Annotated in this window: 22 protein-coding genes; 19 read left to right on the top strand and 3 right to left on the bottom strand. The window is 43.0% G+C overall.

All coding sequences use genetic code 11. The features are described 5' to 3' along the window. Window positions 1-86: 86 nt before the first annotated feature. From QT711_RS13300 to QT711_RS13350, 11 genes are all read left to right on the top strand, one after another. The gene (locus QT711_RS13300; protein WP_317944992.1) at window positions 87-1238 is read left to right on the top strand and encodes an acyl-CoA dehydrogenase family protein; all 1152 of its coding nucleotides are present in this window, start codon (window positions 87-89) and stop codon (window positions 1236-1238) included. A gap of 91 nt (window positions 1239-1329) precedes the next feature. Continuing rightward, window positions 1330-2952, top strand: coding sequence for a long-chain fatty acid--CoA ligase (locus QT711_RS13305; protein ID WP_317945058.1), 1623 nt, complete (start codon window positions 1330-1332; stop codon window positions 2950-2952). 95 nt (window positions 2953-3047) lie between these two features. Beyond that, on the top strand, window positions 3048-3233 hold the full coding sequence (locus tag QT711_RS13310) for a hypothetical protein (protein ID WP_317944994.1): 186 nt from the start codon (window positions 3048-3050) through the stop codon (window positions 3231-3233). A 171-nt stretch (window positions 3234-3404) separates the two neighbouring features. Further along, entirely contained in the window at window positions 3405-3539 is a 135-nt protein-coding gene (locus tag QT711_RS13315) for a hypothetical protein (RefSeq protein ID WP_317944995.1), read from the top strand. Window positions 3540-3654: 115 nt separating this feature from the next. Next, a complete protein-coding gene (locus QT711_RS13320) occupies window positions 3655-4938 on the top strand; it encodes a DUF4139 domain-containing protein (RefSeq protein ID WP_317944996.1) in 1284 nt (427 codons plus the stop codon). Window positions 4939-5487: 549 nt separating this feature from the next. Then, entirely contained in the window at window positions 5488-6099 is a 612-nt protein-coding gene (locus QT711_RS13325; protein WP_317944997.1) for a DedA family protein, read from the top strand. 7 nt (window positions 6100-6106) lie between these two features. Continuing rightward, window positions 6107-6934 (top strand): undecaprenyl-diphosphate phosphatase, encoded by an 828-nt coding sequence (locus QT711_RS13330; protein WP_317944998.1) that lies wholly within the window; start codon window positions 6107-6109, stop codon window positions 6932-6934. A 168-nt stretch (window positions 6935-7102) separates the two neighbouring features. Then, entirely contained in the window at window positions 7103-7810 is a 708-nt protein-coding gene (locus QT711_RS13335) for a response regulator transcription factor (protein ID WP_317945000.1), read from the top strand. A gap of 79 nt (window positions 7811-7889) precedes the next feature. Next, window positions 7890-9152: a sensor histidine kinase gene (locus QT711_RS13340; protein WP_317945002.1), complete on the top strand. Its 1263-nt coding sequence runs from the start codon at window positions 7890-7892 to the stop codon at window positions 9150-9152. Between the two features lie 45 nt (window positions 9153-9197). Beyond that, window positions 9198-9938 (top strand): PepSY domain-containing protein, encoded by a 741-nt coding sequence (locus QT711_RS13345; protein ID WP_317945004.1) that lies wholly within the window; start codon window positions 9198-9200, stop codon window positions 9936-9938. 246 nt (window positions 9939-10184) lie between these two features. Next, complete coding sequence (locus tag QT711_RS13350; protein WP_317945006.1) at window positions 10185-11225, top strand: PepSY domain-containing protein; 1041 nt, start codon at window positions 10185-10187, stop codon at window positions 11223-11225. Between the two features lie 129 nt (window positions 11226-11354). Here QT711_RS13350 and QT711_RS13355 read toward each other — a convergent pair whose 3' ends face one another. Then, window positions 11355-12095: an MBL fold metallo-hydrolase gene (locus QT711_RS13355; RefSeq protein ID WP_317945008.1), complete on the bottom strand. Its 741-nt coding sequence runs from the start codon at window positions 12093-12095 to the stop codon at window positions 11355-11357. A gap of 90 nt (window positions 12096-12185) precedes the next feature. On the opposite strand from QT711_RS13355, the gene QT711_RS13360 reads away from it, so the two are divergent. From QT711_RS13360 to QT711_RS13370, 3 genes are all read left to right on the top strand, one after another. After that, window positions 12186-12422 (top strand): glutaredoxin family protein, encoded by a 237-nt coding sequence (locus tag QT711_RS13360; RefSeq protein WP_317945010.1) that lies wholly within the window; start codon window positions 12186-12188, stop codon window positions 12420-12422. A 760-nt stretch (window positions 12423-13182) separates the two neighbouring features. After that, a complete protein-coding gene (locus tag QT711_RS13365; protein WP_317945012.1) occupies window positions 13183-13473 on the top strand; it encodes a hypothetical protein in 291 nt (96 codons plus the stop codon). Window positions 13474-14058: 585 nt separating this feature from the next. Continuing rightward, window positions 14059-14349 (top strand): hypothetical protein, encoded by a 291-nt coding sequence (locus tag QT711_RS13370; RefSeq protein WP_317945014.1) that lies wholly within the window; start codon window positions 14059-14061, stop codon window positions 14347-14349. Window positions 14350-14907: 558 nt separating this feature from the next. Here the strand turns inward: QT711_RS13370 and QT711_RS13375 are convergent. After that, complete coding sequence (locus tag QT711_RS13375) at window positions 14908-15987, bottom strand: CdaR family transcriptional regulator (RefSeq protein WP_317945016.1); 1080 nt, start codon at window positions 15985-15987, stop codon at window positions 14908-14910. 140 nt (window positions 15988-16127) lie between these two features. Here QT711_RS13375 and QT711_RS13380 point away from each other — a divergent pair, with 140 nt between their 5' ends. Continuing rightward, on the top strand, window positions 16128-17252 hold the full coding sequence (locus QT711_RS13380; protein ID WP_317945017.1) for a glycerate kinase: 1125 nt from the start codon (window positions 16128-16130) through the stop codon (window positions 17250-17252). Window positions 17253-17552: 300 nt separating this feature from the next. On the opposite strand, the gene QT711_RS13385 is transcribed toward QT711_RS13380, so the two are convergent. Continuing rightward, the gene (locus QT711_RS13385) at window positions 17553-17825 is read right to left on the bottom strand and encodes a hypothetical protein (RefSeq protein ID WP_317945018.1); all 273 of its coding nucleotides are present in this window, start codon (window positions 17823-17825) and stop codon (window positions 17553-17555) included. Between the two features lie 280 nt (window positions 17826-18105). Between QT711_RS13385 and QT711_RS13390 the strand changes: the two genes are divergently transcribed. The 4 genes from QT711_RS13390 to QT711_RS13405 all read left to right on the top strand — a co-directional run bounded on the left by QT711_RS13390 (window position 18106) and on the right by QT711_RS13405 (window position 21813). Continuing rightward, window positions 18106-18570: a flavin reductase family protein gene (locus tag QT711_RS13390; protein WP_317945020.1), complete on the top strand. Its 465-nt coding sequence runs from the start codon at window positions 18106-18108 to the stop codon at window positions 18568-18570. Between the two features lie 156 nt (window positions 18571-18726). After that, on the top strand, window positions 18727-20268 hold the full coding sequence (locus tag QT711_RS13395) for a 4-hydroxyphenylacetate 3-hydroxylase family protein (protein WP_398296125.1): 1542 nt from the start codon (window positions 18727-18729) through the stop codon (window positions 20266-20268). After that, on the top strand, window positions 20265-21116 hold the full coding sequence (locus QT711_RS13400) for an alpha/beta hydrolase (protein ID WP_317945024.1): 852 nt from the start codon (window positions 20265-20267) through the stop codon (window positions 21114-21116). The genes QT711_RS13395 and QT711_RS13400 overlap by 4 nt, the downstream gene beginning before the upstream one ends. Next, window positions 21109-21813 carry a carboxymuconolactone decarboxylase family protein gene (locus QT711_RS13405; protein WP_317945026.1) on the top strand — a complete coding sequence of 235 codons (705 nt, stop codon included), beginning with the start codon at window positions 21109-21111 and terminating at the stop codon, window positions 21811-21813. Before QT711_RS13400 ends, QT711_RS13405 begins: the two co-directional genes overlap by 8 nt.

Genomic DNA, 21813 nt, shown 5'->3' on the forward strand with positions numbered 1-21813 from the left:
ATTGTATGAAGGGGCTAGCGAAGTGCCGGTTGTTGTTAGCGGGAGGTATAAGCAATTTATACGTTGCAAGTGAAAGGGGGAGTTGTATGGCGCGTTACCGGTTTGAAACGGATGAACATGTTTTATTTCGAGAAACGCTTCGGAAATTTCTAGCGAAGGAGGCTGTTCCTCACTACGAGCAATGGGAGAGAGACAAAGTGATACCCGTATCATTTTGGAAACAACTTGGTGAGATGGGCTTCCTTTGCCCGCAAGTGGAGGAAGCGTATGGGGGATTAGGACTCGATTTTAGCTACGGCGTCATCATCGGGGAGGAGATGGAGCGTGTTGGCGCAGGCTTGACGGGTGTCGGCTTGCACAATGACATCGTTGTTCCGTATATCGAATCGTTTGGGAATGAAGCGCAGAAACAGCGATGGCTTCCGGGTTGTATTACAGCGGATGTCATTACAGGCGTTGCGATGACGGAGCCAGGAACAGGGTCGGATCTAGCGAGTATCCAGACGACGGCGATAAAAGATGGGGAATTTTATATCGTCAATGGACAGAAGACGTTCATCACAAACGGAGTGAATGGTAACCTGTTTCTCGTTGTCGTAAAGACGGATCCAGCAGCGCAACCGAAGCATCGAGGCATTAGTTTGCTGCTGGTGGAAGAAGGGACACCTGGTTTTACGAAAGGAAGGCAGTTGGACAAGGTCGGCATGCATGCGCAAGATACAGCGGAACTCTATTTCGAAGACTGCCGGGTGCCTGCTCGGAATTTACTTGGTGAAGAAGGCAAAGGGTTTAGCTATCTCATGGAAAAGCTGCAGCAGGAGCGGCTCGTCGTCGCGTTATCCGCACAAACCGCTTCGGAAGATATGCTTGCAATGACGCTCGATTATGTGAAATCACGCGAGGCGTTCGGGAAGTCCATTGGTTCATTCCAAAACACGCAGTTTAAGCTCGCAGAAATCGCTACAAAAGTTGAGCTTGGCAAGGCTTTTCTAGAATCGCTCATCGAGGACCATCTAGCCGGCAAAGAAATCGTCACGAAAGTGTCTATGGCAAAATATTGGATTACGGAGACGGCGCGGGAAATTTCCGCCGAATGCATGCAACTCCATGGCGGCTATGGCTACATGGAAGAGTACAAGATTGCTCGGAGGTACCGGGATATTCCCGTTGCGTCGATCTATGCAGGAACGAATGAAATTATGAAGTTGATTATCGCGAAAAATATGGGGTTAGGTTGACGGCATATGAGCCGCATGTGTGTCATAGGATGCAAAGCGAATGGTTGTACAAGTAGGGAAAAATACATGTGGGAAAAGGGGAATGTTCGTTATGATGCAAACACCATTACTATTATCTTCTTTCATTACAAGGGCAGAACAGTTTTTTCCGAATAAGATGATCATTTCACGTACGGGGGAGGATACGATCCATCGGATTACGTACCGTGAATTTGCAAAGCGGACGCGTAAACTATCGGATGCACTGACAAAACTGGGGATGAAACACGGAACGAAAGTCGGCACATTCGGTTGGAATCATCACCGCCATTTGGAGGCATATTTCGGCGTGCCAAGTACAGGCGCGATCCTGCATATGGTGAATATTCGCTTGTCACCGGAGCATATTGCGTATGTCATTAATCATGCAGAAGACGAAATTCTCTTAGTCGATGACAATTTGTTCCCGCATTTTGAAAAGCTTGCACCGTTGCTGAAGACGGTGAAGCATTACGTCATCATGGGGGATAGCAGGGAGATTCCTGAAACGTCGCTTGCCAATGTTCATTCATATGAAGCGTTGTTGGACGGGGCATCCGATGACTTTGTCTATCCTGAAGATTTAGATGAAAATACGCCAGCGGGCATGTGTTATACATCTGCTACGACGGGCAATCCAAAAGGTGTTGTTTACACGCACCGCGGCATTGTGTTGCATAGTTATGCGCTCGGACTTGCTGATGCGATGGGCTTGTGCGAACGAGATGTCGTCATGCCAGTCGTTCCGATGTTCCACGTCAACGCATGGGGCATCCCGTTTGCGTCTGTATTTTTTGGAGCGACTCAAGTGCTTCCGGGTCCAGGGCTTAACCCTGCGCTGCTGCTCGATTTGATTGAACAAGAGAATGTCACAATTACAGCAGGCGTACCGACCATTTGGCTAGCGGTGTTAAAAGTACAGGAGCAGCAACCGCGAAATTTATCATCAGTGCGTGCAATTGTCTGTGGAGGTTCAGCCTCTCCAAAAGGGCTGATTCGGGCGTTCGAGGAAAAGCTTGGAGTGCCATTCTACGTCGGATACGGCATGACAGAAACCTCACCACTTGTCAGTCTTTCCGTGTATACATCGGGTATGGAAGAACTGTCAATGGATGAACGCGTCGATATTCGTGCGTTACAAGGGCTCATCATGCCAGGCCTTGAAGTCCGTATTGTAAATGAAGATGGAGAAGTCCCGTGGGATGGCAAGACGATGGGTGAATTAACCGTGCGTGGACCGTGGATTGCAAGTGAATATTATAAAGACGAACGAACAGTGGAAGCATTTAAGGATGGTTGGCTATACACCGGTGACATTGCCGTCATGACCGAATTCGGCTATTTGAAGTTGATGGATCGGACAAAGGATTTGATCAAGAGTGGCGGCGAATGGATTTCATCTGTTGACTTGGAAAATGCCCTAATGACACATGAAGATGTCTTCGAAGCAGCGGTCATCGCCGTTCCTCATGAAAAATGGCAAGAACGCCCACTCGCCTGCGTCGTCTTGAAAGATGGCAAGACGGCTGATGATGTGATGAAGGAACGGTTGTTGTCCTATTTAGAAGGGCAGTTCGCCAAATGGTGGGTACCAGACGATGTCGTGTTCTTGACTGAAATCCCGAAAACATCCGTCGGCAAGTTTTTGAAAAAAGCATTGCGCGATCAGTTGAAAGGGCATGAATTGAAAGTTTGAGGAGAAGAGTTTTAAACCACTCGCGTGGGAGATGTGTCGCGGGTGGTTTTTTTGTGGATGGAATGTGGGATGGTGAATGTTGAAGAAGAAACGTGTTGGGGGAAGAGAGAGTTGAGGCGGGGGATTCCATTAACTGGGTGAGTGGTGATAAACAGTCGACAAGCGGTGATAACGTCGATGTAAGCGGTGATAAATGGGACACAAGCGGTGATAAACGCCATCTAAGCGGTGATAACGGTAAATTTATAGGTTTGTGGGAAGCTAAAGTGCGGGTGAAATAGTTGGAAACCGGAGAATCGGTGATAAAGTGGTCCGAATCGGTGATAACGTCGTGAGAATCGGTGATAACCCTCCGAGAACCGGTGATAACTAGCCTAGAATCGGTGATAAACTCCGTAGAATCGGTGATAACGGGAAAGTGCCCGATTGAGCGACTTTGAAACGACGGCAAATTGGTTAAAAACCGGAGAATCGGTGGTAAAGTCGCTCGAATCGGTGGTAAAAGTCACTCGAATCGGTGGGTACTTGAATTCGGCGGCTCACTAGCAATAGAAGGACCGATCATGCAGTGCGGCATCTCAGGTTGAAATCCATAGAAATCACCGTCATGTTGCATTAATTTTGAAAGAACAGGGAATAGCGTATATACGGATGTAAAATGGAAAGTTTAGTGATAGCCGGTAAACGATGAGGAGGTTTAACATGCCGACACGAATTACGAAGACACAAGCTACAGCCTGTTCACTGACGGTATACAATGACGGATTTGCGTTGGTGAAAGATACGCGTTCAGTACCGGAGCTCGATGGAAGTGAGTGGGTCGAGTTTCTCGAAGTTGCGAGAAAGCTGGAGCCGAATTCGGTCATTATCGAAGGAATGGACGTTTCGGAGTTCGTCTATGAGTATGATTTAATGGATGAGTTGAAGCTTTATGAGAAATATTTAGGGCAAGAAGTGTTGATGAAAGATGCACTTTCGAAAGAAGGAAAGCGTTATAAACTATTGCGTGCGAATGGTCCAGTTGTATTGCAAGATGTTGAGACGGGAGAACTTGTCATGAATCCGAGGGGAGAAATCCGATTTCCTCAGACAGAAAGTGGTTTTCATGTAGAGCCAACGCTTGTTTGGCAAGTGGGTCAGCAAATGAAGGATGAAGTATGTGTGTCTTATTTAACGGATGGCGTATCGTGGAAAGCCGATTATGTCATTTCGATGCATGGAGACCGCTTCGATTTATCCGGTTGGCTGACGATGAAAAATTACTCGGGTGTGAATTACGAGGATGCGACATTGCGGTTGATTTCAGGAAAGCTGAGTAAAGCCGGGAATGAAAATGTGGAGAAAAGCAAAGAATTGTCGCAGAAGAAAGAAGCTGCAACAGATGCCTTTTCGGATTTCCACACGTACACATTTCCTCGGCCGATTAATTTGGAGGACAAGCAACGCAAGCAACTGCGCCTGCTGTCATCAATGAATTCAAAGGCGCAAATCATTTATGAGATAAATGAACAAACGGCCAATCCGGATATTTACATTGAGTTTGATAATACAGTGGAGAACGGATTAGGTTTTCCGTTACCGGCTGGTATTTTTAAAATGTACAGAACAAATCCGAAAGATGGCAGTGCAGAATTTATTGGAGAATATCGCATTAAGCATACTGAAGTCGATGAAAAAGTGCGCTTAAAGTCCGGCGAAGCTTGCGATATTAAAGTGACGAGTAAAAAATCAGGGAAGTACAAAGAAGGTGGCTATGAGTATACCGAATATGAATACTCAATTTGCAATACGAAAGGTGTTCCGGTTGAAGCCATTATTCGCCAGCAAGTGCCAGGACATCTTTGGACGGTCGATGAATCGACACACGACTGGGAGAAAAAGAGAGACAAAATTTTACTGCCAATACACGTTCCGGTCGATGAAGAGGAAACCGTCAAATTCACAATCCGCCACGACCGATCTGCGAGAAGAACGATTGGCTTCTAATGACTTATTGGTTGTTAGAACATAGAAGAAGCGAAAACAGCTCTGGGGCATACCTCCGGAAAAACTGCGTAAATCCAAGTTGCACAAACTTTGGGTTCACGCAGTTTTATTTTTACTACATGAATTTCACATCTGTCGATAGCCGCTGTGATCTTCAATTGCATCCTCTATTTTGTCCCCAGAACGAAGAACATCCTTTTCATAAGAAAACGCATGGAATTTCGTATTTTCTTCTGTAAAGCCGGTTAGTTATTCACAATTTAATAAACGAACAACCCGGACTTCATCTCCCGCGAATTTATCAACATGTGGATAAAATATGCCCAAAAACAGCGCATTTTCTGAAATTATAAACATATCCACTTTGTTATCCACAAAAAAACGTGCATAAGTCGATCTTGCCCGACTTATGCACATAAATGCTGAAGCATATTTTGCTCTTTGTCCACGTACAATCCATCATGGATTATCGGAAACCATCCACGCAATTGGAACGTCCTGTTGTAGGGGCCTTGTATGTACTGATCCATAAACCAAAGGGAGCGTTTTATGGAGAAATGGATAATTGAGTTTATTAGCGAGCATGGCTATTTTGGCGTCTGTTTTTTACTTTTGCTTGAAAATGTATTTCCCCCAATTCCATCTGAAGTGATCTTGACGTTCGGGGGCTTTGTCACGACAGTTTCAACAATGACGCGAATGGGTGTTATTGTTGCAGCGACGATTGGCTCTGTAGTGGGTGCGATGGTGTTATACAGTATTGGACTAGTTGTGGATGTTGAGCGACTTGAGCGGTTAATTGAAAGAAAAGGGCGCTGGTTGCGCATTTCCAAAAAAGACTTGAGAAGGGCGGAAGGATGGTTCGAAAAATACGGCCCATGGACGGTCTTTTTTTGCCGACTCATTCCACTTGTGCGCAGTCTAATTTCAGTTCCAGCAGGTATGGCGCATATGAATTTTCCATTATTTATTCTCCTGACAGCGATTGGTAGCTTCATTTGGAATGCGATTCTTGTTACAATAGGGTTTACGGTCGGTGAAAATTGGGAATCGATACTCCGGTATATGGATATCTATTCGTCAATCGTTTATATCGTGTTAGCAATTAGCGGCTTTGCGGTTTGTATCGGGTACATCCGCTGCCGTAGAAAGAGGGCTTAGTGGACTTATGGAGTTATTTGAATTATTAAAGGCGTTATTACTTGGTTTTGTAGAAGGTATGACGGAATTTGCACCGGTTTCTTCGACAGGTCACCTCATTATTGTAGATGATATGTGGCTGAAGACGGAAGAGTTTCTTGGCAATTACCCTGCGATCACCTTTAAAATCGTTATTCAGTTAGGATCGATTTTAGCGGTCGTCGTTGTGTTTTGGAAACGACTGTTCAGTTTAGTCGGACTGTATAAAATCGACGGTCAGAAGATGAACAAGCGATTTAACTTGCTGCATGTTATCGTTGGGATGTTACCGGCGGTCATTCTTGGTTTTGCATTTAAAGATTTGATTGACGATTATTTGTTTCGTGTTGAAACAGTTATTGTCGCACTTGTTGCCGGTGCAATACTTATGATAATAGCAGACAAATTTGGGCCGAAAAAACCGAGAGTGCAGTCGTTGGATCAGATTTCGTATCGTCAAGCATTTACTGTTGGGCTTGTCCAATGTCTATCATTATGGCCAGGTTTTTCTCGGTCAGGCGCTACGATTTCAGGCGGTGTATTATTCGGCATGAACCATAGAACGGCTGCCGACTTCACGTTCATCATGGCTGTACCGATTATGATGGGAGCAAGTCTAGTTTCGGTAATGAAAAACTGGGAATACATGTCGATGGATCACATTTCGTTTTACATTGTTGGATTCCTTAGTGCGTTTATCTTCTCGCTCATTTCAATTCGTTTCTTCTTGAAATTAATTTCAAAAATTAAACTCGTACCGTTTGCCATTTACCGTATAATTCTGGCGGTCATCTTGGCAGCAATCGTGTTTTTGTGAGGAATCTATAAAACTATCTTACCGCGTGAGGTCATTGGGCTTTCCGCGGTTTTTTTGTGAATGAATACCAGACGCGACAAGACTCCTCTACCTCCATTACCTTATTTATTTTCTCCACCCTAAATTTTCTGATAGAATAAAAAAATAAAAAAGTAGCAGGTGATCGACTTGAAAGAGCAAATATTAGTGATCGAGGACGAAGAAAGTATTGCACGTGTTCTTCAATTGGAGCTGGAGTTTGAAGGGTATGCAGTCGGCACTGCTCATACTGGGTCGGATGGTCTTATTAAATTTCGGGAACAGGGATGGGACCTTGTGCTTTTGGATTTAATGTTACCGGGGTTGAACGGACTGGATGTGTTAAAAAGGATTCGGGCGACGGAAGGAGAGACGCCTGTTATTTTATTGACCGCAAAAAGTGATGTAAAAGATAAAGTGACGGGTCTTGACTTAGGGGCAAATGATTATGTAACAAAGCCTTTTGAAATTGATGAGTTACTTGCACGAATCCGATCTGCAATTCGTTCATCACAGAAAAAAGCGGTTGTAAAAGATGAATTTTTCCATGAGTTTGCGGGCTTGTCTATACATGAACAATCACGCGAAGTGAAGCGGAACGGCGAATTGATTGAGCTGACGCCAAGGGAATACGATCTCTTGCTTCATCTCCTGCGTCATCCAAATCAGGTTCTTTCGCGTGAACAATTATTAGATGCAGTTTGGGGCTATGATTATTTTGGTGATACAAATGTTGTCGATGTATACATACGGTATGTCCGCAAGAAAATAGACATGCAAGACGGTCCTTCGCTCATTCAAACGGTGCGAGGCGTCGGCTATGCATTAAAGGAACCAATCCATGAAGCTGAAAAATAAAATCCATGTCTTCTCGACGTTGTTGATGTTTATTATCCTGGTGTTGGCGAATGTTCTTATTTATTTTCTGTTTGAAAGAATGTCACATAACACGGAATACCACCAATTGTTAAGTCGGTCGAATAATTTAACCACGGCGTTAAGTCAAACGGCAACAGAAGAGGATGCGGTAATCGTTATACGGGCTACCATCCCGGCTAATAGTGCGGTAACGATAACGGACAGTGCAAATAAAGCAATAACCATTGTTCAATCAGTAGAGGGGCTTGGAAAGATTGGTGACCGTACGAATGCTGATGATCCTTTTGTCATTCGAGATTTTAAAGGAATTGAAGCATTATCCATCACGATGCCCATAATCTGGCCGACGGGTGAAGTGGTGACACTAGAAATTACACAGTTGTTAACGGATGTTGAACAAAATCTGCGCGTGCTAAAGTTCGTATTAATTGGCGTTACTGCGTTTGCCATGATTTTAATCGTGTTATCGAGTATGACGTTAGGAAAAATTGTGACTCAGCCGATTGAAAAACTTATCCAGACGATGACAAGTAATCGGCAATCGGGCAAGTTTGAAAAGATTAATGAGAACGTGGACGGAAAAGATGAACTGGCGCAGATGGAACGGACGTACAATGAAATGATGGAAGAATTGGAACAGAACTATAACAAGCAAGAACAGTTCGTATCCAATGCTTCGCATGAACTGAAAACACCTTTGACGGTGATCGAAAGCTATGCAAGCCTGTTAATAAGACGCGGGCTTGAAAACCGCGAAGTAGTGGACGAGGCATTAGCTGCCATTCTTTCAGAAACGGGACGTATGAAAGAAATGATCACACAAATGCTTGACTTAGCGAAAAGTAATGAAGCGCAGGCATTTGAATTTGTGGATACGAATGTGAACCAATTGGTAGAAGATGTTGTTAAACCGCTGCGACAAGCGTATGGAAGAGACATTCAAATTGAGGCGGATGAACAATATTACGTGGAGACAGATGGAAAGTATGTGAAACAGCTGTTGTTCATATTGCTTGATAATGCAAGGAAATATAGCGATGGGGAAATTGTTGCATCTATCAATGACCAGTCGAACGGTGTAGAAGTGACTGTGAAGGATTATGGAAAAGGAATACCTAAAGAAGATATACCGCATTTGTTCGATCGTTTTTATCGGGTCGATTCGGATAGGAGCCGTAAAACAGGTGGAACAGGATTAGGCCTTTCCATAGCGAAAGAGATTGCCGACGGTTTAGGAGCGAATTTGTCCATAGAAAGTGTAGTGGGTATGGGGACGTGTATACGTGTGTTCATTCCAAATAAGAGAGAGGATTCTCAGTGAATTTTAATGTTCCTTCGGTAAGATGATAAAAAGGAGGCTTTTTGCATGAGAATATGGAAAAAACCTTGGTTCATACCGATTATTTTAACGGTTGTCATTATCGTTGGTGGACAGCTTTATACAGCTGGAAAGCTGACAAAAGCGAATACGTTATCAGAAAATGAAATTCAAAAACAGTTGACGCTGATTTATCAAGGCGAGATTGAAGATATACAATTACAAGGTTCCGTTTACACGGCAAATGTCATTAAGGGAAGCGCAGAATATGCAGTTGAAGTGGACGCGGAAACGGGTAAAGTGCTTTCCCTTATTCAAACGAAAGAGTCCGTAAATACAGATGTTGCTAAAGCAGAGCAGGATGATAAAGAAAAAGACGCGGTTACAGGGGGTATGTCAGAAAAGACTGAAGACCCGTTACCTGAAAAAGAACAGGTGACAGAGAAACCGCCTGTAACATCTGATAAAAACAAATCTGATACGAATGACACAACGTCTTCGAAAACTAATACAGGTAAAACGACAACTGAATCAAAACCGTCAAACAAACCGACTACACCTCCAAAAAAGCCAGTGTTAATCTCAGAGCAGCAAGCCGCCAACATTGGTATGACTCAATTACCTGCCGGCATGGTCGGTGAAGTCGATGACGTCGATTACAAAGAAACGGAAAATGGCGGCTATTATTTAGTGCAGATTGACATTGATACGGATGATGATTTAGATGAAGTAACCTATCAAATACATGCTATTACAGGAGCAGTAATGACGGTTTCGTGGGATGAATAATGGATCCGCATATGTGGTATTTGTATGAATGCGGTAGAAGGTGAAGTCGCGTGCAACCAAGGTTCTTGACACTTGGTTGCACGCGATTTTTCTTTTTAAAACTGGATCTTTCATTTTACAAAAACGCCTACAACAATGAAGGAGCAGTTACTAGTATGATTCTCATCAACTTCTAATAATCCTCTCAACCTCCTCTCATCTTCGCTGGGTATGATAAAGGTAACAAGGAAAAGGAGGAGAACTTGCATGAACAAATGGACGTTGATTCCGGCGATGGCTGGGGTAATCGCCATCGGTGGGGTTGCGATGACAAGTGATTCTGTACCTGTAAGCGTGGCTTCAAAGGATCAATTGATTTCACTGAAGGAAGCGAAAGAGCTAGCTGAGAAAAAAGTAGGTGGAATTGTTACAGAGATTGAACTGGAACAAGAAGGTGCTCGCTATGTGTACGAAGTGGACGCAGTTGCGAAAGGCGTCGAATATGAATTACATGTAGATGCGTTGTCACGAGAAGTAGTCGTTGTTGAAAAGTCTACAGATACAAAATGGACTGACAAGATGATTACGGAAGAGCAAGCAGTAGCCATAGCAAAAGGTATGGTAAATGCTGTTGTAAAGGACATCGAGTTAGATAAAGACGATAATCGCTACTATTATGATATTGAATTGGAAGATGACAACTTTGAATACGAAGTGAAAGTAAATGCAATTACAAGTGAAGTCATCAAGTTCGACAAAGAGGCGCTCGATGACGACGAGTACGTTCAATCCGAGAAATTGTTGACGAAAGAAGAAGCGATTGCCATTGCAAAAAAGAAGGCGAACGGTACTGTTGAGAAAATCGAGCTCGATTCGGACGACAATCGTAAAGTCTATGAAATTGAGATGAAAGATGATGAGTTTGAGTACGAAATTGACCTAGATGCAGCGACTGGAGAAGTGCTCAACTTCGAAAAGGATCGTTACCGTACAGCGAAAAATGACACGGTTCCTAAAGTTGAAGCTACTAAACAAAACGCAACAAATCACTCGTTACAAGTCGTTCAAACTACACCTGTAAAGCAAGAGGTGAAAGCTGAACAAAGTCAACCCGTTGCAAAAAAGACGAAGCTCACAAAGGACCAAGTGCTTGCTATTGCTAAACAAAAAGCAACTGGTGTAGTAACAGATTTTGAATTAGACGACAATGTATATGAAATTGAAATGGAAGATGGAGACATCGAGTATGAATTGGAAATCGATGCATACACAGGGGCAATTCTTTCATTTGAAAAAGATGAAGATTAATACAAAGTAACAACTTAAACATAAAAACACTTTATTACAGACATGGGCAGACGCCATACTGACTATGATGCAAACGAGCGGACAGCTGCCATACTGTCCGCTTGTTTTAATGTGGCGGGAAGAATGTCCTTATGCATATAATTCGTAAGTTTTATCGACTTCGGCAAGTTCAGCTGGTCCCTCAAACACTGCTTTTGCAGCCTGTAAAATGTCTCTCGCATCACCGTGTAATGGCAAATGTGTCAACACTAACTGTTTCACGTCAGCCAATTGGGCAAGTTTCCCCGCTTCACTGCCAGCCATATGTCCAGGTGCTTTCCCGAGATGCTCCTCGTACAAATTCGCTTCGCTTACTAATAAATCTGTTCCTTTCGCAAACGCTACTAACTCGTCCCGCCATTCAGTATCTGCCGTGAACGTAACGGATCGTCCATCTACTTGGAACTTCATTGCTAAGCAATAGACTGGATGAGTTGTCTCACAAAATGACACTTCAAATGGTCCGATTTGCACAATATCTGTTTCTTGAATAGCAACTCCAACCGTTCGTTCCTTATAAGAAAGCTTTTCAAAATGCTCAAGATCCTTATCGTGACCGTAAATCGGCAACACCGGAGAAGGTTGGCCAAGGTAAAAATTAATGAGGCGACTATACTGCAAACTGCCGATATCCGCAATATGATCTGCGTGATAATGACTGATGACAACAGCATCCAATGCTTCCAACGCAATATGATTTTGCAACGATGCTAGAACGCCGCTCCCGCAGTCCACAAGACAATGAAACCCATCATGCTTAACTAAAAACGATGAAGTGGCACCGTTTGCTTTCGGATAACCGCCCCATATACCAATTGGAACAACTTTCATGTGTAAAACCCTCCATAAACAATATACTTGCTTTTATACCATAGGGGGTATAAAATACAGATAGAACCTAAACACAAAGGAGTGGTGAAAATGACAACTACAGCTACAGTTTACACTACATCAACATGCCCATATTGCACAATGATGAAGGATTATTTAGAGGAACAAAACATTCCGTATCGTGAAGTGAACGTGCAGCTTGACCAACAGGCTGCCCAACAACTTGTGGAAACGACAGGACAAATGGGTGTTCCACAAACTGAACTAAACGGAAAATGGATTTTGGGCTTTGATCCTGCAGCCGTGCAAGATGCTCTACGAGGGTAAAAATTTGAAAAAGCCCTCACTCTTTTGCAAATCTTGTTCTGTGGAAACTGCCGATGCAATGGAAGAAGAGATCAATAAAAGACTCTTCCCTAAGATTTGTATTGGTCATGTCGCACTGTTTCTGACAGGTGTATTTCTCGTGATAATGGAATGGATGAATTAGCTCTCCCCGCATCGACTCGTTAGTTGTCGATGGGGGATTTTTTTATGAAGAATTTTGTATGGATTGGATTTATATACTAATCAAATAGCATGTACACAATTAGATATCTAACAGTTTTAGTTCAAGATATTTACGTTAATTTGTTTAAAATAAATCAAAAGACCTTAATTGTGTGTATTGCTGTTACATTTTCTGAGAATAAATTCTTATATCTATATCAAATTAAGAGCTTTATATAAAAGTTTGAGTAGTGGAAAAATAGCAAGTTGCATTATGTAGGCTTTATACCTAATGCCTATTCTCCTGCATGATAGGAAATATACTTATACATTTCTTTGACAACGAAAAAGCACAATGATAATCATATACATACAAACGAGTATTATAAATTAACCTGGAAAACTAGCGTCTTAACAGAAGATACTATTGCTTGAGGTGCTGGCGAAAAGATGAAGGAAATCCAAGGCCAACAGAGGGAACTTTCAATAATGCCGTTCACTATATCATTAGCGGGCATTTTTTCAGCAGGGAAATCTTCCATTGTAGATGCCCAACATTCCTCGGTTTACTTTAAAAGATTGTGTAGGTGAGAATTAGATGAAGTTTTCAACAGCAAGAGGATTGACCATTATTTTAGCTGTTGTTGCAGCTGTTTCAATAACAACTTATTTTTATTTAGATGAAAAAGACATGATGATTCCATTTTTAGCTCTAATCATCAAGCCACTTATGATGGTTACGCTGTTCCCTGCAGCATTTTTATTACTGGCAAGCATTATGGCTTCATCTAAAAAAGAAGAACAAATCACTAGACACAACTTCCTAAATGCGTTTGTCATTCTAATTTGTTTATTTGCTTTCAGGGCAATCGTAACGTTTATGAGATAGATTTTGAAATTTATGCCGGGTAATTCCGAAAGGGCGTGAATGTTTTAGGGGCAGCTAAAAATAGGAATTCTGGCCAGGAATCTTAATCTATTACCGATAAAGTAAATGATTCCGACGTTCAGGCTAGAGAGGGTATAAAGGATTGACTAAAATCGAAAAGTGGTAGAATCATTCACAGTAAAACAAATCCATCATTTCTGGATATATGAGTATGAGCGGTATCAAAAATGAACAACTCCACCGCAAAATGGCTGATAGGCATATTATCTACAATTGGTTTTGGAACAATTGCTTTGTTGTATATATTGGATCAAAACGGGAGCGTACCTCCGCTTTTTGAGACTTTATTTAAACCGATTGTTTTCATCTCATTGTTTCCCGTGCTTCTTTTGATCATAGGACTCCTTCTTGCGCGGGGAAAGAAGGAAGATAAAATTTCGAACAAAACCCTCGGACGTTCTGCCATTGTTATTGGTGCTCTATTCGTATTCCGATGGTTGACGGGATATTTCGATTAAAGAACTCAAATATTATTTAAATAAGCCTGATACAACTACCTTTTCTTAAGAATAAGAGGTATATATAATGAATTACTCAACTGCAAAATGGCTCATAGGAATATTATTTACAATCGGTTTATTGATTATTGCAACCTACTTTTTCATGGATGAAAAGGGGATTTTGCCTTCCCTTTTCGTCGATGTATTTGTACCACTTGTCTTTCTTACATGGCTACCGGCGCTTCTTTTGATCATTGGACTCCTGATTGCGCAGGGGAAAAAGGAAGATAAAATATCGAACAAAACCCTCGGACGTTCTGCCGTCGTAATCGCTGCACTTTTCGCATTCCGTTGGTTGACGGGATATTTTAATTAAAGAAGTTTTACAATAAGCCCAATCCATCTATATTTTCTTGAGAATGAGGGTATCTATATTGAATTACACAACTGCAAAATGGCTCATAGGTATACTAGCTACCATCTCAATAGCTACGACGGTTTTAATCTTTTATTTCGATCACAGAGAGGTCACTTCCCCTCTATTAGAATCTATATATAAACCGATTATTTTAATTACGGGGGTACCGGTGCTTATATTGGCCATTGGTCACGTGGTTGCAAAGGGTAGGAAAGAGGAACAAATATCTTCTAAAAGTTTCGGCCGCTCTACCATTGTTGTCGCAGCCCTTTTCGCATTCCGATGGATGACGGGATACTTTAATTAATGACAACACTTTTCTTGAATACAGTTCCAAATAGTTGATCATATGAAAAGCAATGTACCTTTTGTAATAGGGTGCATTGCTCTTTTCTTTTTGGTAGCCAAACAGTGAATCCTCCTAAGTTGGTGGAACAACGGCAATGGATAGGCGATGAACATGTTTAGATGTTGCCGATAAAACAGTTAATGTTTATCAAATCTACTATGCAACCATTATTCTTGCCTCACAATAAGTGCGATATAAAAAAGTAGAGCGTCTTGAAATCGGACCGGGTCAAGAGTTGTCAGCTCTTTGACTTTCCTTAATCTGTATGTCAATGTGTGCCGATGGATGGCGAGCGCATCAGCAGTTGATCCGATAACCATGTCATTTTCGAAAAATGCTTCTAGTGTATCAATTAATTGGTCGTTTAACCTCGCCAAGACGCGCTTGCTTAATCGTTCCTTCATCGGTGCAGATACGGTTTTTAGTAAGGCGATTAGTTCAATAGCATCGTAATAATGGATTGATTCATGGGCATTGCCATAAGTCAGTGCAAGTTTAGCTGTTTCATAGGAGTGCTTAATATCTTGTAAATCTTCTACGTATAGGCCGACACCGATTTCGACGGAATGATCTGTATGCAATAACTGATGGATCTTCATGATTTTACGTTCTAAAACGCTTGATTTTACATCGGACAGTACGATAAATAATTGATTAAATTGTGAGTGACCTAGTAAGGCAGTATTTCTTTCAAATAATTCCTCTATACTTTCTGTCAATCGTAGCGGAAATTGTTGGAGGTCCTTTGTTTGGACCAAGATTGTTAGATAGGGGCCGGTCATCTTAAAATTCAATGCGGATAATCGATCGACAACGATTGTTGATAGCGGACCGACTTCGATTAATTCTTCAAAGATCAGCTCTTTCATTTTCCGCTTCCATTCCACTTCCGATGTAATGAAAGACTGATGAATCATCATTTCTGTTGTTAATTGAACAAGTGTTGCAACATCCTTTAATTCATCGTGCGTTCCTGTAATGCCAATGACACCAACTAGTTGCTCTTTGTAATAAACGGGCATGTTAACGCCAGGCTTCGTGCCATGCCAATCTTTCATGTTGTCGTCTGTGATCCATAGTGGTACCTTCGTTTTTGCGACATATGCTGCACCTTCATGAATACGGTCAATGCGCTCCGCTTCCCCCGATGCCAAGATCATGCCATTCGTATCCATCACATTCAAGTTCCGATTCAAACGAACCATTGTTTGCTGGACGATTTCCTCCGCAAGCTTTTTTGTAATCAAATTCACAACCCCTTGTATAAAATTCTTGCTGAAAATCAAATGTAACTTATACACCAAGTATAATGTATTTTTAATTTCAGAACATATAATTAAATGCAAGCGCTTTATTCACATTGAAGTGCAAGTAGGAGGTGCTAGGGATGAAGGTGATTTTGGCACCTGATTCATTCAAAGGAAGTCTAACGGCAATCGAAGCCGCTCGAGCAATGGCGCGTGGTGTGCAAGAAGCTATACCGACGAGCCATACAATACTTTTGCCTGCTGCAGATGGCGGAGAAGGGACGATGAGGAGCTTAGTTGACGCGACGAATGGTACATACACATCTGTAACCGTTGAAGATCCACTCGGGAGACCGATTGTAGCGACTTATGGGATTCTTGGGGATAAAGAAACATGTGTGATTGAGATCGCCGAAGCTTCGGGACTTACGCGGTTGGTTGATGATGAAAAGGATCCATTAAGAGCTTCTTCATATGGAACGGGGGAATTGATTGCACATGCGATTGAAAGTGGGTACCGGAAATTCATTATCGGCCTTGGAGGAAGTGCGACAAATGATGGAGGATCGGGAATTCTTCAAGCATTAGGTATGCGTTTATTGGATGAACAGGGTCGTGACTTATCGAAAGGGGGAGGCGCACTCAAGGATTTATATTCTATTGATGATACAGATTGGGATGGTCGGATTAGAGATAGTGCGTTTTTAATTGCGAGTGACGTTAAAAATCCTTTTGTTGGTCAGAATGGTGCCTCTTACGTGTTCGGGCCGCAAAAAGGAGCAACTTCTTCAGTTGTGGAAGAACTTGATCGAAATTTGTCTCTTTTTGCAGATGTGATTAAAAGCGAGCGAGGCATTGCGCTTCATTGCAAAGAAGGGGCTGGAGCTGCCGGGGGAGCTGGAGGCGTATTCCAAGCATTTTTCAACGGTGAGATGAAGCAAGGCATTGACGTCGTGTTGGATGCAATCGCTTTTCATGAAGCTGTAGAGGACGCTGATCTAGTTATTACGGGCGAAGGAAAAACAGATAGGCAGACCTTATCGGGCAAAACGCCTTTCGGAATTGCAAAAGCGGCACAACGGAAAGGGAAGCCGGTCATTCTAATCTCCGGTGCGGTGGATGAAGAAAGCCGTGAAACACTGTACCCGTTTTTTAAAGAAGTGCATGGAATTATGGATGATGGTATTTCTGTTGAAGAAGCAGTGGCGAATGCGTTTTATTACTTGAAAGAAAAGACTAGAAAAGTGATGGAGAGTTATTCTTAGTATGAGGCCTATAGAATTAATATATATTTCAAATATGAGTTAACTTGGCGAGACGGTGGTAAAGTCGCTTGAATCGGTGGTAAAGTAGGTCGAAACGGTGGTAAACTGCCTGGAATCGGTGGTAAAGTGCTCCGAAACGGTGGTAAACCGTCTAGAATCGGTGGTAACGCAATCCTACCTCGATTGGCTGGTTGTATTCCGTCGAATCTGTTCGATTTAGTGGTGAATATCTGTAAATAACTGGTTGAGTGGTGATAAAAGTAGTTTAAGCGGTGATAAAGTGTTTACAAGCGGTGATAACTAGCCAATGAGCGGTGATAAATCACATTCACGGCCAACTAGTAGCATGCTTCTCCGTGATAACTCGATCGAATAGTTTAAAGAAGCCGCCCTCTCTATAGTATTATCTATGGTCCACTGCAAATTCATTTCATTCGCTGAGTGAACTTGGCGAGACGGTGATAAAGTCGCTCGAATCGGTGATAAACCCCTTCGAATCGGTGATAAAGTGCTTAGAATCGGTGATAAACTCCTCCGAATCGGTGATAACCAGCCTAGAATCGGTGATAACACATTTCCACCTCGATTGGCTGGTTGTATTCCGCCGAATCTGCTCTATTTAGAGGTAAGTATCTGTAAATAACTGGTTAGATGGTGATAAAAGCAGTTTAAGCGGTGATAAACTCCCCACGAGCGGTGATAAATAGCCAATGAGCGGTGATAACCGAATTGGCCGACCTAATAGTAGAATGCCCCAGCATAATAAACACTTCCCACATCAGCATAGTCACCTAGTTTCAACGCATAAGGTAAGGAAGAGTTGTCCAGAACCTACTTGAATGGAGAGGATCCGATGAGTGAAGTAACGCCGGATGTGCGGGAGCTGCGTAATTGTTTTGGGAGATTTGCGACAGGTGTGACGGTTGTGACGTGTGAACATGAAAAGGGGAAGCATGGATTCACGGTGAATTCATTCACATCGGTGTCGCTGCAACCGCCGTTAGTGCTTGTTTCTGTAGATCGGCGGACGCGGGCATTGCCATATCTACAAAACAATTCCTTCACGATCAACATTCTCAGAGCATCCCAGCAAGACACGGCGATGCATTTTGCGGGTCGCCCTTTAGATGTACCGCCATTTGAATGGGATGATACCCGTATCAAAGACTCACTTGCATATATCGAATGCGAACCGTGGGCGGAATACGATGGGGGCGATCATGTTTTATTTGTCGGGAAAGTGAAGAGGTTTGAATATGAAGATGGAGCACCGTTAGGATACTATGGTGGGAAGTTTTCTACAATTGAACCTCTGTAACAACAAAAGCCCTCAGTGATTTTGAAGGAATTTAGTTTTGGACTAGCTTCTTGGTATCTACACACCGAAGCTAGTTTTTTATTTTCCTCCCGCATGTTTCCCCGTAGACAAGCATACGAATGGTTGTAATGGGACAAGGAGGATGATTGGTTGAAAATTCAACAAGAACAAAAAACGTTATTGCCGTTAACAGGGAAAGAGTATTTAGAAAGTCTGAAGGATGGAAGGGAGATTTGGCTGCATGGTGAGAAGGTGAAGGATGTGACGACGCATCCGGCATTCCGGAATGCAGCGAGGTCAATCGCTCGGTTGTATGATGCGCTCCATGATGAAAAGACAAAAGAGGTTTTGACAGTTGAGACGGACACGGGCAATGGGGGCTTTACACAGAAATATTTCCGTGTGGACAAGAGTGCAGAAGATTTGTTAGCTTCGCGTGATGCCATTGCACAATGGGCACGGATGACGTATGGGCAAATGGGCAGGTCGCCGGATTATAAAGCGGCATTCCTTGCAACGCTTGGGTCGGATCCGGAGTACTACGGAAAGTATGCGGATAATGCACGTCGTTGGTATAAGGAAGCGCAGGAACGGAACTGGTTTTTCAATCATGCCATCATTAATCCACCAGTCGATCGGCATAAGCCATTAGAGGCGGTTTCGGATATTTTTGTCCGAGCTGTTGGGGAGACGGATCAGGGGGTCATCGTTAGCGGAGCGAAAATGGTGGCGACGGGTTCTGCATTGACGAATTATAATTTTGTCGCGCACTATGGTGCAGCACCTATTCAAAAAGAAGAGTTTGCACTCGTGTTCGTCGCGGCCATGGACACGCCTGGCGTGAAGCTTGTGAGCAGAGCTTCATATGAAATGAATGCCGCTGTAATGGGTAGCCCATTTGACTATCCATTGAGCAGTCGATTTGATGAAAACGACTCTGTGCTCATTTTTGATAATGCGCTCATTCCATGGGAGAACATCATTATTTATAAAGATGTGGAGAAAGTGAACAATTTCTTCGCAGAAAGCGGATTCTTGAATCGATTTACTTTCCATGGCGTGACACGTCTCGCTGTCAAACTTGATTTTGTTTCAGGTTTATTGCTGAAAGCGGTGAAGATGAACGGGTCCGACCAATTCCGTGGTGTACAAGTGAATGTCGGGGAAGTGCTTGCTTGGAAGAATATGTTCTGGGCATTAAGTGACGCAATGGCGCTCAATCCGGATGAAGGAAGAAACGGTTCAAAGCTACCGAATTTGAATTATGGTTTGGCCTACCGGATGTTCATGTCCGAAGGGTGGCCATGCGTGAAGGAGATTATTGAGAATGTCGTTGCAGGCAGTTTGATCGCCCAACCGTCTAGTGCAAAGGATTTCCAAAATCCTGAACTGCGCCCGCTGTTGGATAAATTATATAGGGGCTCCTATGGGGTGAACGCCGAAGAGAAAATCAAACTCATTAAGCTGCTGTGGGATGTTATCGGAACGGAATATGGCGGCAGGCACGAATTATACGAGCGGAATTATTCAGGAAATCACGAAAATATCCGACTTGAAAACTTGGTCGTCGCGAATATGAGCGGGCAAGCGAATCAGTTCGAAAAGTTCGCTGAAGAATGCATGAACGACTATGACATTAACGGGTGGACGAACGACACGTGGATCAATCCCGATGATGTGAGTTATTTTAAAAAATGACGTGCCAATTATACACAATTGAACGAGCAGGCAAACACTTTCAAGTTGCGGATTATCCAGGTGAAAAGGGGACGATCCTTGCACTTCATGGCTTAACCGGTACGCACAAGAACTTTCATCATTATGCCGAGGCATTGCAAGGAGAGTATCGTTTCATTTCCATCGATTTGAGAGGAAGGGGAAATAGTTCGGGGATGGATGACGTCCCCTCTATCTTTTCGCATGCGCAGGATGTGAAGGCCTTGATTGAACACTTAGCTATTAAAAATCAAATTTTGCTAGGGCACTCGATGGGGGCCTTCATTTCTGCGATTGTTGCGAGCGAATTGGAGACTGTGAAAGGACTTATTCTCCTGGACGGGGCTGCTCGCATGTCTGAACGCCAACAGGCAATTGTAAAGCCTTCACTTGGTCGATTACAGAAAACGTACGAAACAAAACGAGCATATGTAGAAGAAGTAAAACAAATTTACGGCCGATTAGGTGTTGAGTGGACGGATGCTGTGCAAGCAATCGTTGAATATGACATACATGAAGTCGACAATTTGTGGGTGCATAAGTCTTTTGGACAATGTATTCAAGAGGACTTTGACAGTTTTTATTCATTCAACCCAAAGGAAGTGCTGTCGGCAGTGAACTGTAGTACGTTGCTCGTTCAGGCAACTGGAAACATCGGTCCATTCCCACCTTTTTTCGAAAGACAGGATTTTGTAGAGACGATACAAGCTACACCAAAACTCGTAACATACACGTCGGATTGCAATCATTACACGATGATGTTTACAAAACAGGCTGCGATTATCGAAACCATTCAAACGTTTTTGAAGGAGGTGCATGTAAATGAGTGATGGGTTGAATTACTTCAAGGAAGTATACGGTGTTGTACCTGAATGGGTAAGGAAAATGCATAATTACCGTCCTGAGGCACTTGACCACTACACGAATTTGCGAAGCACAATCATGCAGGACGGTGCATTATCGACAAAAGATAAAGACCTTTTGCTTGTGGGCATCAATGCAGCAAGATGCTACGAACGAAGTATGGTGTATCACACTAAAGGAGCAATCGCTGGTGGTGCAACTGTTCTTGAACTTGCAGAATTTTTGTTAGTTCCCTATGTGTATGGAGGGTCGAAATCGGTACAAACAGGCATTCAAGCGCTCCGCTATGCGCTCTCTTTACAAGGGACACCGAATGAACACTTGTCTGATTATGCATCAATGGATGAACTGCTCAGCTACTTGCTATCCATTAGCAAAGACGAAGATACATCTTATATAAGAGATGTGTTAGGTATGGTTGGCGACCGACGTAAGGAGCTTCTGTTAGAAAGTGGAATTGTCAGTTCGAAAATGAAAGCGATGCTGATGGTCGGGATTTATTGCGCGGAGCTACAAGGGTTTGAATCTGCAGAGTGGTTTGAACGCGCTAGAGCACTTGGCGCAACGGAAGATGAATTAGTAGAAGTTGGTTTGATCTGTTTATTGACCGCTGGAATTCCTGCTTGGTTTGAGACGAGTGATTGGTTGACCGTTGGAGGATGA

It is taken from the genome of Sporosarcina saromensis, from assembly GCF_033253735.1.
GTDB lineage: Bacteria > Bacillota > Bacilli > Bacillales_A > Planococcaceae > Sporosarcina > Sporosarcina saromensis.

What these genes read in the sequence shown, in the direction of transcription:
- QT711_RS13380 (WP_317945017.1), top strand. Translation starts at nt 16,128, where the DNA reads ATGAAGGTGATTTTGGCACCTGATTCATTCAAAGGAAGTCTAACGGCA.
- QT711_RS13320 (WP_317944996.1), top strand. Translation starts at nt 3,655, where the DNA reads ATGCCGACACGAATTACGAAGACACAAGCTACAGCCTGTTCACTGACG.
- QT711_RS13345 (WP_317945004.1), top strand. Translation starts at nt 9,198, where the DNA reads ATGAGAATATGGAAAAAACCTTGGTTCATACCGATTATTTTAACGGTT.
- QT711_RS13355 (WP_317945008.1), bottom strand. Translation starts at nt 12,095, where the DNA reads ATGAAAGTTGTTCCAATTGGTATATGGGGCGGTTATCCGAAAGCAAAC.
- QT711_RS13400 (WP_317945024.1), top strand. Translation starts at nt 20,265, where the DNA reads ATGACGTGCCAATTATACACAATTGAACGAGCAGGCAAACACTTTCAA.
- QT711_RS13325 (WP_317944997.1), top strand. Translation starts at nt 5,488, where the DNA reads ATGGAGAAATGGATAATTGAGTTTATTAGCGAGCATGGCTATTTTGGC.
- QT711_RS13300 (WP_317944992.1), top strand. Translation starts at nt 87, where the DNA reads ATGGCGCGTTACCGGTTTGAAACGGATGAACATGTTTTATTTCGAGAA.
- QT711_RS13330 (WP_317944998.1), top strand. Translation starts at nt 6,107, where the DNA reads ATGGAGTTATTTGAATTATTAAAGGCGTTATTACTTGGTTTTGTAGAA.
- QT711_RS13365 (WP_317945012.1), top strand. Translation starts at nt 13,183, where the DNA reads ATGAAGTTTTCAACAGCAAGAGGATTGACCATTATTTTAGCTGTTGTT.
- QT711_RS13350 (WP_317945006.1), top strand. Translation starts at nt 10,185, where the DNA reads ATGAACAAATGGACGTTGATTCCGGCGATGGCTGGGGTAATCGCCATC.
- QT711_RS13305 (WP_317945058.1), top strand. Translation starts at nt 1,330, where the DNA reads ATGATGCAAACACCATTACTATTATCTTCTTTCATTACAAGGGCAGAA.
- QT711_RS13370 (WP_317945014.1), top strand. Translation starts at nt 14,059, where the DNA reads ATGAATTACTCAACTGCAAAATGGCTCATAGGAATATTATTTACAATC.
- QT711_RS13405 (WP_317945026.1), top strand. Translation starts at nt 21,109, where the DNA reads ATGAGTGATGGGTTGAATTACTTCAAGGAAGTATACGGTGTTGTACCT.
- QT711_RS13360 (WP_317945010.1), top strand. Translation starts at nt 12,186, where the DNA reads ATGACAACTACAGCTACAGTTTACACTACATCAACATGCCCATATTGC.
- QT711_RS13390 (WP_317945020.1), top strand. Translation starts at nt 18,106, where the DNA reads ATGAGTGAAGTAACGCCGGATGTGCGGGAGCTGCGTAATTGTTTTGGG.
- QT711_RS13340 (WP_317945002.1), top strand. Translation starts at nt 7,890, where the DNA reads ATGTCACATAACACGGAATACCACCAATTGTTAAGTCGGTCGAATAAT.